This window comes from Burkholderia sp. JPY481 (assembly GCF_038900515.1).
GTDB lineage: Bacteria > Pseudomonadota > Gammaproteobacteria > Burkholderiales > Burkholderiaceae > Paraburkholderia > Paraburkholderia youngii.
The window spans coordinates 160,369-173,502 of record NZ_JAYMRT010000004.1; the positions used below are offsets into that span (position 1 = coordinate 160,369).

Below are 13,134 nucleotides of genomic sequence, written 5' to 3' on the forward strand. Positions count from 1 at the left end.
CGGCGCGGCTAGTTCATTTTTCTCACTGGATTGACCATGACTTATTTGCAGGAAGCGAGCCGGAGCGCGATCACCGTGCCGAAACTGCAGGCAATGCGCGACGCCGGCGAAAAGATCGCGATGCTCACCTGCTACGACGCAAGCTTCGCCGCGCTGCTCGATCGCGCCGGCGTCGACGTACTTCTGATCGGCGACTCGCTCGGCAACGTGCTGCAAGGTCAGGCGACTACGCTGCCCGTGACGCTGGCGGACATCGCGTATCACACGGCGAGCGTGTCGCGCGCGCGGCCGTCGGCGCTGATCATGGCGGACCTGCCGTTCGGCACGTACGGCACGCGCGAAGACGCGTTCAGGAGTTCGGTCGAACTGATGCGCGCGGGCGCGCAGATGGTCAAGCTCGAAGGCGGCGAATGGCTCGCGGATACGGTGCGGTTCCTGGTCGAGCGCTCGGTTCCGGTGTGCGCGCACGTAGGTCTGACGCCGCAGTCGGTGCATGCGTTCGGCGGCTTCAAGGTGCAGGGCAAGACTGAAGCGGGTGCGAGCCAGCTGCTGCGCGATTCGCTCGCGATGCAGGCCGCCGGCGCGCAAACATTGTTGATGGAAGCAATCCCCGCTCAACTCGCGGGCGAGGTCACGAGGCAATTGCGCATTCCGACGATCGGGATCGGCGCGGGCCTCGACTGCTCGGGTCAGGTGCTCGTGCTGCACGACATGCTCGGGATTTTCCCCGGCAAGCGTCCGCGCTTCGTCAAAGATTTCATGCAGGGACAGCCGAACATTCAGGCGGCCGTCGAGGCCTATGTGCGGGCAGTGAAGGACGGCTCGTTCCCGGGCGCCGAGCACACGTTCTGATGTATGTTTGCCGCGCGGGCGCGCGGCATTCCCGTTTGTCTCAGCGCTCTAAGCAACAACCCGTGCGGGGATCGCGCCGCGCAACGCGTTGCACACCAGCAGTGCTTCGGCGTTCAGCACATCCTCCTGCGTCAGCACTTTTTCACCCGCCTGCAAGTCCGACGCCCCGTCGAGCAATACGCTTCGCATCACGCCAGGCAGCACGCCCGACGCGAGCGGCGGGGTCCACCATCGTCCCGCGAGCTTCACGAACACGTTCGACCTGCCGCCCTCGGTCAGTTCGCCCCGTTCGTTGAAGAACAGCATATCGAAGGCGCCCTTCGCCTCGGCTTCGCGCCAGCCGCGGTCGTAGTCGGCGCGGCGGGTGGTCTTGTGGCGCAGCAGCGGATCGGCGGCCTGGGTCGGCGCGAACTGCGCTTCTGGGCCCAGCAGAACCCCAACGATTGCGTCCGCCAACGGCGTAAGTATCGCGGCGGTGATCTGCGTCGCGCCGGTCTTGCTCAACGCAAGCCGCATACGATGCGGCGTCTGCGCCGGCAGCGCGGCGCATCGCGCGGAAATCTCCTCGCGAATGCGCGCTTCGTCGAACCCGAAGCCAAGTGTCGCGGCGCTCGACGACAAGCGCCGCACATGCCGCTCCAGATGCCGCACGCCGTCTTCCCGCGTCGCGTACATCGTTTCAAACAGTTCGAAGCCGGGCTCGGCGCCGGTCAGAAAACGTGCTTTCAATCGACACTCCTCATGCTCGTCGGCGGCCACGCTGTCGAGCACGATGCCCGCGCCGATGCCCATGCTGCCGCGCAGACCGTCGGTGCCGCCCGCTTGCGCCGCCGACCCAGTCAATGTCAGCGTGCGGATCGCGACCGACATGCAGAAGTCGCCGCAATCGTGATCATCGCCCGGCGCATCGAGCCAGCCGATCGCGCCGGTATAAAGTCCGCGCGGCGTGCTTTCCAGTTCGTCGATCAGCTGCATCGTGCGATGCTTCGGCGCACCGGTAATCGAACCGCAGGGAAAGAGCGCGCGCAGGATCGTCGCGAACGAGGTGCCGTCGAGCAACGTCGCCTCCACGGTCGACGTCATCTGCCACACCGACGCATACGGTTCGACCGTAAAAAGCGCCGGCACGTTGACCGAGCCGATCCGCGCGACCCGCGACAGATCGTTGCGCAACAGATCGACGATCATCACGTTCTCGGCGCGGTTCTTCAGATCGGTGGCGAGGAACTCGGCGTTGCCCCGGTCGATGGCGGGATCTTGCGAGCGCGGCGCCGTGCCCTTCATCGGCCGCGCGCGCAACGTCGGGCCGTGCTTCTCGACGAACAGTTCGGGCGAACACGACAGCACCCACGCATCGTCGGGCAATGCGATCAGCGCGCCGAACGACACCGGCTGGCGCGCGCGTAAACGCCGATAGAACGCGAGCGGCGAGCCGAACACGTCGAAACCGAGGCGGTACGTGTAGTTGACCTGATAGGAATCGCCCGCGCGCAGCGCAGCGTGAATCGCGTCGATCGACGCATCGAACTCGGCGCGATCGACGCTTTCGCGCACGTTCGCCGTGCCCGCGACCGACGGCTCCGGCGCACCGTTGTCCCGCGTCATCAGCCACGTGTCGACCTCGTCGCGCGAAAGCTTCGCACAGCGTTCGAACAATAAAAAACGCAGCGTGGCATTGCCACGCTGCGTTTCAGTGGACCGAAGCTTGTCGATGCCGACGAGCGCACGGCCAAATTCATAGTCGGCCAGCACGACGGCGTGCAGGCCGTTGCGGGTATCGGCCGCGACGCTGTCGCACACCGCTTCGAGCTGCGCCGCCTCCGTGCAGAGCCGCTCGCGCACGAAACCCGTGTACAAGCGGCTCGACGGACGCGCCGCCGTTGCACCGCAATCGTCAAGCAGCGCGAACACCGCGCCGCGACTGTCCACCGTCATACTGACCGCCAAATCAGATCAATCGAAAAAGCTCTTCACCCGATCGAACCAGCTCTTGCTCTGCGGACTATGCCGCGCCCCGCCTTCCACGAGCGCCTTTTCGAACTGCTTGAGCAGATCGCGCTGCGCCTCGGTGAGCTTGACCGGCGTTTCGACCTGCACATGCACGTACAGATCGCCGGCGATGCTCGAACGCAGGCCCTTGATGCCCTTGCCGCGCAAACGGAACGTCTTGCCCGACTGCGTGCCTTCCGGCACCGTGAAGGTCGCGCGGCCGGCGAGCGTCGGCACTTCGATATCGCCGCCAAGCGCCGCAGTGGTGAACGGGATCGGCATCTGGCAATGCAGATCGTCGCCGTCACGCTCGAACACCGAGTGCTGCTTGATGTGAATCTCGACGTACAGATCGCCCGACGGTCCGCCGTTGATGCCCGGCTCGCCGTTGCCGGCCGAGCGGATGCGCATGCCGTCGTCGATACCGGCCGGAATCTTCACTTCGAGCGTCTTGGTTTCCTTCACCTTGCCCGCGCCGTGGCAGTGGTTGCACGGATCGGGGATGTAGGTGCCGCTGCCGTGGCACTTCGGGCAAGTCTGCTGGATGCTGAAGAAGCCCTGCGACATGCGCACCGAACCCGAACCGCTACAGGTCGGGCAGGTTTCCGGCTTGGTGCCCGGCTTCGCGCCCGAGCCATGACAGACTTCGCACGAAACCCAGCTCGGCACGCGGATCTGCGTGTCGTAGCCGTGCGCGGCCTGCTCGAGCGTGATTTCCATGCTGTAGCGCAGATCGGCGCCGCGATAGACCTGCGGGCCCGCGCGGCCGCCTCCGCGTGCGCCGGCGCCGGCCGCCTGGCCGAAGATGTCGCCGAAGATGTCGCCGAATGCGTCGGCAAAGCCGCCGAAACCTTGCGCACCGGCCCCACCCATGTTCGGATCGACGCCCGCGTGACCGTACTGATCGTACGCGGCGCGCTTTTGCGAATCCGACAGCATTTCATAGGCTTCCTTCACCTCCTTGAAATGCTCTTCCGCATCCTTGTTGCCCGGATTGCGGTCGGGGTGGTGCTTCATCGCAAGCTTGCGATAAGCCTTCTTGATTTCGTCGTCGCTCGCGTTCTTTGCGACGCCCAGAACCTCGTAGTAATCCCGTTTCGCCATATCGGTTCAACGCCGCCGCGCAAAGCGACGCGGTAGCTCCTTGTGAATGCTGTGGAGTCTTGCGACTCGTCCGGCCGCTGTCTGCGCCGCGTCTCGACACGGTTCAAAACAACGCCCTCCATAAAACGAACGTGCCCGGAGAGCCCAAAAGGCTCGCCAGGCGCGAAAAACCGCTCTTGCACTCAAGGCGCCCCAAGGGCGCCGATCTCGTGCAGCCGGGCCGTGCACATTGCTGTGCACGGCTTTACGGTCGGATGCCGACCTGGCTTTAGTCCTTCTTCACTTCCTTGAACTCAGCGTCGACCACGTCGTCGGCCTGCTGGCTCGCGCCCGCCGATGCACCGGCACCCGCACCGCCCGCCGCGCCCGCTGCCGCTTCGGCACCTTGCGCAGCCTGCATGTCGGCGTACATCTTCTCGCCCATCTTCTGCGAGGCCGTGGCCACCGCTTCGATCTTCGCTTCGATCGCGGCCTTGTCGCTCGAGCTGCTCTTCAGCGTGTCTTCGAGTTCCTTCAACGCGGCCTCGATCTTCTCCTTCTCACCCGCTTCGAGCTTGTCGCCGTACTCGGTCAGCGCCTTCTTCGTGCTGTGGACGAGTGCGTCACCCTGGTTGCGGGCGTCGGCCAGCTCACGCAGCTTGTGATCTTCTTCCGCGTTCGCTTCCGCATCCTTCACCATCTTCTCGATTTCGGCTTCGGACAGACCCGAGTTCGCCTTGATCGTGATGCGGTTTTCCTTGCCGGTCGCCTTATCTTTCGCGCCGACGTGCAGAATGCCGTTCGCGTCGATGTCGAAGCTCACTTCGATCTGCGGCACGCCGCGCGGTGCCGGCGGAATGCCTTCGAGGTTGAACTCGCCGAGCAGCTTGTTGCCCGCTGCCATTTCGCGTTCGCCCTGGAACACCTTGATCGTCACGGCGCTCTGGTTGTCGTCAGCCGTCGAGTAGACCTGTGCGTGCTTGGTCGGGATCGTGGTGTTCTTGTTGATCATCTTCGTCATCACGCCGCCGAGCGTTTCGATGCCGAGCGACAACGGGGTCACGTCGAGCAGCAACACGTCCTTGCGGTCGCCCGACAGAACCTGGCCCTGGATCGCGGCACCAACGGCCACGGCTTCGTCCGGGTTCACGTCACGGCGCGGGTCCTTGCCGAAGAACTCCTTCACCTTTTCCTGCACCTTCGGCATACGGGTCATACCGCCGACCAGGATCACGTCGTCGATTTCGCCGACCTTCACGCCTGCGTCCTTGATGGCCACGCGGCACGGCTCGATCGTGCGTTCGATCAGTTCTTCAACCAGCGCTTCCAGCTTCGCACGCGTGATCTTCAGGTTCAGGTGCTTCGGACCCGACGCGTCGGCCGTGATGTACGGCAGGTTGATTTCAGTCTGCTGGCTCGACGACAGCTCGATCTTCGCCTTTTCAGCCGATTCCTTCAGGCGCTGCAGCGCGAGCACGTCTTTCGACAGATCGACGCCCTGTTCCTTCTTGAACTCGCCGATGATGTAGTCGATGATGCGCTGATCGAAGTCTTCACCGCCGAGGAACGTGTCGCCGTTCGTGGACAGCACTTCGAACTGCATTTCACCGTCGACGTCCGCGATTTCGATGATCGAGATGTCGAACGTGCCGCCGCCGAGGTCGAACACCGCGATCTTGCGGTCGCCCTTTTCAGCCTTGTCCAGGCCGAATGCCAATGCGGCTGCGGTCGGTTCGTTGATGATCCGCTTCACTTCCAGACCGGCGATGCGGCCTGCATCTTTGGTCGCCTGACGCTGGCTGTCGTTGAAGTACGCCGGCACCGTGATCACGGCTTCCGTGACGGTCTCGCCGAGGTAGTCCTCAGCGGTCTTCTTCATCTTGCGCAGCACTTCGGCGGAAATTTGCGGCGGCGCGAGCTTCTGGTCGCGCACTTCGATCCATGCGTCGCCGTTGTCGGCCTTGATGATCTTGTAGGGCATCAGGCCGATGTCCTTCTGCACTTCCTTCTCTTCGAAGCGGCGGCCGATCAGACGCTTGACCGCGAACAGCGTGTTCTTCGGGTTCGTGACCGACTGACGCTTGGCCGGCGCGCCGACCAGGATCTCGCTGTCTTCCATGTAAGCGATGATCGACGGCGTGGTGCGCGCGCCTTCCGAGTTCTCGATGACCTTGACCGAGTTGCCTTCCATGATCGCCACGCACGAGTTGGTCGTGCCGAGGTCGATGCCGATGATTTTGCCCATTTTTACAAATCTCCTGACTTTGATCGCTGCGGAAAGCGCCCGGTTGGCCCATCTGGCGGCGGGACGATCCGCTCTCAATTCCTACCTGCACTCAAAATAAGTGCGGCCACATCGTTTTCAAGACCTCTATTGCGATGCGGTCTTTAATTTTTTTCAATCACGGGGCGGGCTCGTGAATCCTTGCTGCGAGCCCGCTCCGTCAGCTTGCACGGCGCCCCGGCGCGGTCGGCCGGAAGTGCCTGAATCGACTGGATGTTTCGCGGCGCGCGCCGATGCGAAGCGACGAGGCAGACGCCGCCGGCGCTGACGCCGAGATGCCCGTCGACGTGCTTACTTCGGCGCCGCGACGGTCACGAGCGCGGGACGCAGCACCCGATCCGCGATCACGAAGCCCTTTTGCAGCACCGCGACGACGGTGTTCGGCTCCTGGTCGGCCGGCACCATCGAAATGGCCTGATGGCGATGCGGGTCGAACTTCTCGCCGACCGGATTGATGGCCACGACGCGGCCCTTCTCCAGCGCGCCGCTCAACTGGCGCAGCGTGAGTTCGACGCCTTCGCGGACCTTCTGCAGGTCGTCGGACGAATGGGCGACGGCCGCCTCAAGACTGTCGACCACCGGCAGCAGATGCTCGGCGAAGTTCTCGATCGCAAACTTGTGCGCCTTGGCGACGTCTTCCTGAGCGCGACGGCGCACGTTTTCGGTTTCGGCCTTCGCGCGCAGGAAGTCTTCCTGCAACTCGGCGATCTTCGCCTGAGCGTCGGCCAGCGCCTGCTCGGCGGCTGCCTGGGCGGATTCAGTGGTGGCGCCGGTGTTCTGCTGTTGAGTAGCGGCCTCAGCCGTCTCGGCGGCCTGGCGCGCGGCTTCGTCGGCGGGCGTGGGATTCTGGCTCGTCGGGTTCTCTTGCGTGTTTTCCATGTCGCTGAAAGTCGTTAAAAGTAAAAGCAAAGGCGGAAAAAGCCGTTCCGACACCGTACGATTCGTGCTTTGCAAAATCGCGGCACGTGTCTTCGCGCCGATCCGCCAGACCGGACCCCAGATGGGGTCTGAAATAGCCGTTTCAAGCGGCTCGGAGGTTTTTTCGCACCACCGTCGTGCAGGCGAAATGCGCCGTAACAAGCATTCACGTGGCGCAATCAGATAGGGATTGAGTGCAGCCCGCAACTGACCTATTCTCCAGTCATGGAGCGGCAACGCACGTTAACCCTAATTTGACGTAAGCCTTACCGACACCTGACAGTCGTTCCGATAGCCCGTTTCAGCCCATCGAGGGGAGTACCGTGAAACTGACCGTTGCAATCGGGGTGGTCGCACTGGTACTGATCGCGGGCACCACGACAATCTGCATGTCCGGCGCGGTTAACGACCACACCACCGAGTACGGTGGCGCACATGCGACGGTCGAGCAGTTTTTTAGTTCCCACCCGAAAATCTGTCGATAGTGCGCCGGTCGCGCTTGGTCGGTCGCCCGTGCAGCGCGGCGGCCGGCTCGTGATACACCTTGCGCCGTTCCTGCTCGACCTGCCGCTTCTCCTTGCTCTGCGAGGTTTCCGCGTAAAGCGTCTGCGCCACGCTCGCCGGGCCGCGTACGTCGCATACGCCCAGCACCTCGACCTGCCACACGTAGCGCTCGATCTCGATTTCGACCAGATCGCCGACACGCACGTCCTTGGCCGGCTTCACGGCCGCGCCGCCGATGCGCACCCGCCCCTTGTCGACCGCATCCGCGGCCAACGAACGCGTCTTGAAGAAGCGCGCGGCCCACAGCCATTTGTCGATGCGCAGTTTCGCGCCCGGTTCGGTTGAAATACGGTAGTTCATCTGCGTATTCAAGCTCCTGTCGTGTGCGGCACCGGCACCGCTTGCACCGGCCAGCCCTGCAGGTGTTGCGCGACAATTTCGCCGAGCGCGGCAACCCACGGCTGAGACGCGTTCAGACAGGCGATCCGGTGAAACTCCTTGCCACCCGCCTGTAGAAATTCGTCGCGCACTTCCATGCCGATTTCCTCGATCGTTTCGAGGCAGTCGGCGGTGAAACCCGGACAAAACACATCAGCACGCCGCACGCCTGCCGCGCCGAGTTCCTTCAACGTCGGCGCCGTATAGGGCTGCAGCCATTCGGCCTTGCCAAAGCGCGACTGGAACGTGATGCGGCATTCGACCGGCGTCAACTCGAGCGCCTGCATCAGCAGTGCGCCGGTCTGCTGGCATTGCTCGTGATACGGGTCGCCGAGGTCGAGCGTGCGCTTGGGTACGCCGTGGAAACTCAGCACGAGCTTGTCGCCCGCCGCGAAATCGGGGCGGCCGTGCAGATGCCAGTGGTGACGCACCTGCGCGGCAAGCGCCGCGATATACGCCGGGTGATCGGCGTACTGGCGAACCGTGCGGACTTCCGGCTGGTTACGCATCCGCTTGAGCGCGGAAAAGGCTTCGTCGAACGCGGTCGCGGTGGTCGACGCCGAATACTGCGGATACATCGGCATCAGCAGCACGCGCTCGGCGCCAGCGAGCTTCAGCTGGTTCAGCATTGCGGGAATGCCGGGCGTGCCGTAGCGCATCGCGTAGTCGACCAGCACCGTGTAGTCGTTGACTTGCAGCAGATGGCGCAAGCCCTCGACCTGCTTTTCGGTGTGCACGCGCAGCGGCGAGCCCTCGGGCATCCACACCGCCGCGTACTTCCTGGCGGAGCTGCGGCCGCGAAACGGCAGGATCAGCAGACGCAGAATCAGCTGCCACAGCAGCGCGGGAATTTCGACCACGCGAGGATCGGACAGGAACTGCGCGAGATAGCGGCGCACCGCGCGCGGCGTCGGCGCATCGGGCGTGCCGAGGTTGATCAGCAACACGGCGACGCGATGCGATGTGGCGTTCTGTGATGGCCGCTCGAGGTCGAAGCGCATAGGCAGCAGAAATCGCCGCGTCACGCGGCGAGTCGATTCAATGGAGATTCATTATAGCGGCGCGGGTTCGGCCGGGCGCCGCCGGACCCTGGCCATTCGGACGATTGGCAGACGCCGCCCGTTCGCGCATCATGGCCGGCACGGGCTGCGATGACGGCAGCGCCGCAAAGCGCGAGGACTACTGCTGGCTGAGCGTCATGGACAACAGCCGCGCGGTGATGTCCACGATCGGAATCACGCGGTTGTAGGCCATGCGGGTCGGTCCGATCACACCGAGCGTGCCGACGATCTTGCCGTTCACCTCGTACGGCGCGGTGACGACGCTCATTTCCTCGATCGGCACCAGCGTCGATTCGCCGCCAATGAATATTTGCACGCCCGCCGCATGACTCGACACATCGAGCAACTGAAGGAGGCTGGTCTTCTGGTCGAACACATCGAACAGCTTGCGCAGGCGCGCCATGTCCGACGAAAGATCCGCGACTTCGAGCAGATTGCGCTCGCCCGAGATGAGCACGGTCTCGCCGGTATCGGATTCGTCGGTGCTCGCGGTGACGGCCGCGTGCATCAGCGAAGTCATGTCGCCACGCAGCTCGTCGATTTCCTCGCGCAGGCGGCGGCGCACTTCGTCGAACGAGAGGCCCGCGAAGTGCGCGTTGATGTAATTGGAGGCTTCCACCAGCTGCGAAGGCGAAAAGTCGCGCTGGGTGGCGAGAATGCGGTTTTGCACGTCGCCTTCGGGCGTCACGATGATCAGCAGGATGCGCTTGTCGGACAGGCGCATGAATTCGATCTGCTTGAATACGTGGCTGCGGCGCGGTGTGAGCACCACGCCGGCGAACTGCGACAGGTTGGACAGCACGCTCGCCGCCGCGGCGACGATCTTCTGCGGCTCGCCCACCTGCAGCGTGGTTTTGACCGCGCGCATCACCGCTTCTTCGTCGGCGGCGGACTCGACCGTCAGCATCGTGTCCACGAACAGACGGTAGCCGCGTGGCGTCGGAATGCGCCCCGCCGACGTATGCGGACTGATCACGAGCCCCAGATCCTCGAGGTCCGACATCACGTTGCGGATCGTGGCCGGGCTCAGCTCGAGGCCCGAGTAACGTGACAGCGTGCGCGAGCCGACCGGCTGACCTTCGGCGATGTAGCGCTCGATCAGCGTTTTGAGGAGGGTTTGTGCGCGAGGATCTAGCATGACGAAAAATTTTAGCTCAATGGCATCGCAGCCGCGAGCGCCCGCGGCGCCCGCTCCCGGCAAATGCGCCGCCGTCGGCGAGCGCGCATGTCATCGGGTCTTCACCATTCTAACGATAATCGCGACATGCGCAGACGCCCCGCGTGCGCCGACCCGCTACCGGGTTGGCCTGCGGTTCTTTTCAGGCCCTACCTATGGTGTAATGCCGGCATGCAAGTGACCAGCCAGTTCAAGACCGTCGCGCTCGTCGGGCGCAGCAATACGCCAGGCATCGGCGAGCCGCTGACCGCGCTCGCCGCGTGCCTCGCCAGGCTCGGCCTCGAAGTCGTGTTCGAAGCCGACACCGCCGCCGAAATCGGCGTAACCGACTACCCGGCGCTGCGTCCCGCTGAGATCGGCGCGCGCGCCGACGTTGCCGTGGTGCTCGGCGGCGACGGCACGATGCTCGGCATCGGCCGCCAGCTCGCGCCATATCGCACACCCTTGATCGGGATCAACCACGGGCGGCTCGGCTTCATCACCGACATCCCGATCTCCGACATGCTCGAGACCGTGCCGCAAATGCTGTCCGGCAATTTCGAGCGCGAGGAGCGCGTGCTGCTCGAAGCGCGCATCGTGCGCGACGGCACGCCGATCTACCACGCGCTCGCGTTCAACGACGTGGTGGTCAACCGTAGCGGTTTTTCGGGCATGGCGGAGCTGCGCGTGTCGGTCGACGGCCGCTTCATGTACAACCAGCGCTCGGACGGCCTGATCGTTGCAACGCCGACCGGCTCGACCGCGTACGCGCTGTCGTCGCAGGGGCCGATCCTGCACCCCCAATTGCAGGGCTTCGTGCTCGTGCCGATCGCGCCGCACGCGCTGTCGAACCGGCCGATCGTGCTGCCAGACGACTCGAAGGTCAGCATCCAGATCGTTTCCGGGCGCGAAGTGAACGTGAATTTCGACATGCAGTCGTTCACGTCGCTGGAGCTCGGCGACACGATCGAGGTGCGCCGTTCGCGTCATACGGTGCCGATGCTGCATCCGGTCGGCTACAGCTATTACGCGACGCTGCGCAAGAAGCTGCACTGGCACGAGTACCCGTCGCACGAAGAAGACCAGAGGCCGCAAGCGGCGCCTTGAAGCGCAAACGCCGCAGCGGCCGCCACCCGAATCCCACGCTCACCCGACGACCTCCATGCTTCGCCACCTCTCGATACGCGACTTCGTCATCGTCGCCGCGCTCGACCTCGAATTCGACAGCGGCTTTACCGTTTTCTCGGGCGAAACCGGCGCCGGCAAATCGATTCTGATCGACGCGCTCGCGCTCGCGCTAGGTGCGCGCGCCGATGCGAGCGTCGTGCGCACCGGCGAGAGCCGCGCCGACATCACCGCGGAGTTCGAAACGCACGCACAGGTCGATCAATGGCTCGATGCGCAGGCGCTCGGCGCGGCCGACGACGGCCAACACGGCGGCACCGTGATGCTACGGCGGGTGGTCGACGCGAACGGCCGCTCGCGCGCGTTCATCAACGGCACGGCGGCCACGCTCGCGCAGCTGCGCGAGGTCGGCGAAATGCTCGTCGATATTCACGGCCAGCACGCGCACCAGTTGCTGATGCGCCCGGACGCGCAACGCGAGCTGTTCGACACGCACGCGGGCCTGTCCGACCTGGCCGCCGCCGTGACACGCGCGTGGCGCACGTGGCGCGACAAGGCGCAGGCGGTCGAGCACGCGCAAACGCGCGATCGCGAGCTGCAACTCGAACGCGAGCGACTCGCGTGGCAACTCACCGAACTCGATAAGCTCGCGCCGCAGCCGGGCGAATGGGAAGAGGTCAACACCGAGCATCGGCGGCTGTCGCATTCCGCGAATCTGATCGACGGCGTGCAGGGTGCGCTCGGCGCGCTGTCCGAATCGGACGACGCGATGATCACGCATCTCGGCTCGATCGTGTCGAAGGTGCGCGACCTCGCGGAAATCGACCCGGCGCTGAACGACGTGCTCGCCGCGCTCGAACCCGCCGAAATCCAGTTGCAGGAAGCCGCGTATTCGCTGAGCCACTACGCGCAGAAGCTCGAGCTCGATCCCGAGCGGCTCGCGCAGGTTGAAAATCGCCTCGACGCGCTGCACTCGGCCGCGCGCAAATTCCGCCTGCAGCCCGAGACGCTGCCGGAAGAACACGAAGCGCGCCGCAAGCAATTGGCCGCGCTCGACGCCGCCGCGAACCTCGACGGCCTGCGCGCCGCCGAGGCGCAAGCGAAGGAAGTGTTCATCGGCGAGGCGAAGAAGCTGTCGAAGGCACGCGCGAAAGCAGGCAAGGCGCTCGGCGAGGCGGTCACGACCGGCATGCAGGAATTGTCGATGAAAGGCGGCAGCTTCGAAGTCGCGCTGGTGCCGTTGCCCGAAGGCGGCGCGCATGGGCTCGAGCAGATCGAGTTCCGCGTTGCCGGTCACGCCGGCGTGCCGCTGCGGCCGCTCGCGAAGGTCGCGTCGGGCGGCGAACTCGCGCGTATCAGTCTCGCGCTCGCAGTGATCGCGAGCGCGGCCAGCCCGACACCGACGCTGATCTTCGACGAAGTGGATACCGGCATCGGCGGCGGCGTGGCCGAAGTGGTCGGGCGGCTATTGCATCAGCTCGGCGAGGCGCGTCAGGTGTTGTGCGTGACCCATCTGCCGCAGGTCGCCGCGCGCGGCGATCATCACTTCCAGGTCGCAAAGATGAGCAACGGCAGCGGCGGCACGCTCAGCAGCGTGACCTCGCTCGACAAGGCGAGCCGCATCGAGGAAGTCGCGCGCATGCTCGGCGGCCTCGAAATCACCGCGACCACGCGCAAGCACGCGAAGGAAATGCTGGCCGCCTGAGATTGCGCCGTGCGCAGCT

At 64.6% G+C, this 13,134-nt stretch carries 10 protein-coding genes; 3 read left to right on the forward strand and 7 right to left on the reverse strand.

Annotated elements, in window-relative coordinates:
* The first annotated feature begins 36 nt into the window (after positions 1-36).
* Positions 37-852: a 3-methyl-2-oxobutanoate hydroxymethyltransferase gene (gene panB / locus VSR82_RS12765; RefSeq protein WP_368585428.1), complete on the forward strand. Its 816-nt coding sequence runs from the start codon at positions 37-39 to the stop codon at positions 850-852.
* Between the two features lie 48 nt (positions 853-900).
* Here panB and pabB read toward each other — a convergent pair whose 3' ends face one another.
* The 7 genes from pabB to hrcA all read right to left on the reverse strand — a co-directional run bounded on the left by pabB (position 901) and on the right by hrcA (position 10,267).
* On the reverse strand, positions 901-2,787 hold the full coding sequence (pabB, locus tag VSR82_RS12770) for an aminodeoxychorismate synthase component I (protein WP_429460850.1): 1,887 nt from the start codon (positions 2,785-2,787) through the stop codon (positions 901-903).
* An 18-nt stretch (positions 2,788-2,805) separates the two neighbouring features.
* Positions 2,806-3,945 carry a molecular chaperone DnaJ gene (gene dnaJ / locus VSR82_RS12775; protein ID WP_018431876.1) on the reverse strand — a complete coding sequence of 380 codons (1,140 nt, stop codon included), beginning with the start codon at positions 3,943-3,945 and terminating at the stop codon, positions 2,806-2,808.
* Between the two features lie 268 nt (positions 3,946-4,213).
* Positions 4,214-6,169, reverse strand: a complete 1,956-nt coding sequence (gene dnaK, locus VSR82_RS12780) for a molecular chaperone DnaK (protein WP_176109496.1) — start codon at positions 6,167-6,169, stop codon at positions 4,214-4,216.
* A 330-nt stretch (positions 6,170-6,499) separates the two neighbouring features.
* Positions 6,500-7,087 carry a nucleotide exchange factor GrpE gene (grpE, locus tag VSR82_RS12785; RefSeq protein ID WP_368585430.1) on the reverse strand — a complete coding sequence of 196 codons (588 nt, stop codon included), beginning with the start codon at positions 7,085-7,087 and terminating at the stop codon, positions 6,500-6,502.
* A 495-nt stretch (positions 7,088-7,582) separates the two neighbouring features.
* Entirely contained in the window at positions 7,583-7,990 is a 408-nt protein-coding gene (locus VSR82_RS12790; protein ID WP_368585449.1) for an RNA-binding S4 domain-containing protein, read from the reverse strand.
* A gap of 8 nt (positions 7,991-7,998) precedes the next feature.
* The gene (gene hemH / locus VSR82_RS12795; protein WP_410848264.1) at positions 7,999-9,069 is read right to left on the reverse strand and encodes a ferrochelatase; all 1,071 of its coding nucleotides are present in this window, start codon (positions 9,067-9,069) and stop codon (positions 7,999-8,001) included.
* A 178-nt stretch (positions 9,070-9,247) separates the two neighbouring features.
* Entirely contained in the window at positions 9,248-10,267 is a 1,020-nt protein-coding gene (hrcA, locus tag VSR82_RS12800; protein WP_026227992.1) for a heat-inducible transcriptional repressor HrcA, read from the reverse strand.
* 210 nt (positions 10,268-10,477) lie between these two features.
* On the opposite strand from hrcA, the gene VSR82_RS12805 reads away from it, so the two are divergent.
* Both VSR82_RS12805 and recN read left to right on the forward strand, forming a co-directional pair.
* Positions 10,478-11,392: an NAD kinase gene (locus VSR82_RS12805; RefSeq protein ID WP_368585431.1), complete on the forward strand. Its 915-nt coding sequence runs from the start codon at positions 10,478-10,480 to the stop codon at positions 11,390-11,392.
* A 55-nt stretch (positions 11,393-11,447) separates the two neighbouring features.
* Positions 11,448-13,115: a DNA repair protein RecN gene (gene recN, locus VSR82_RS12810; protein ID WP_429460853.1), complete on the forward strand. Its 1,668-nt coding sequence runs from the start codon at positions 11,448-11,450 to the stop codon at positions 13,113-13,115.
* Positions 13,116-13,134 lie beyond the last annotated feature (19 nt).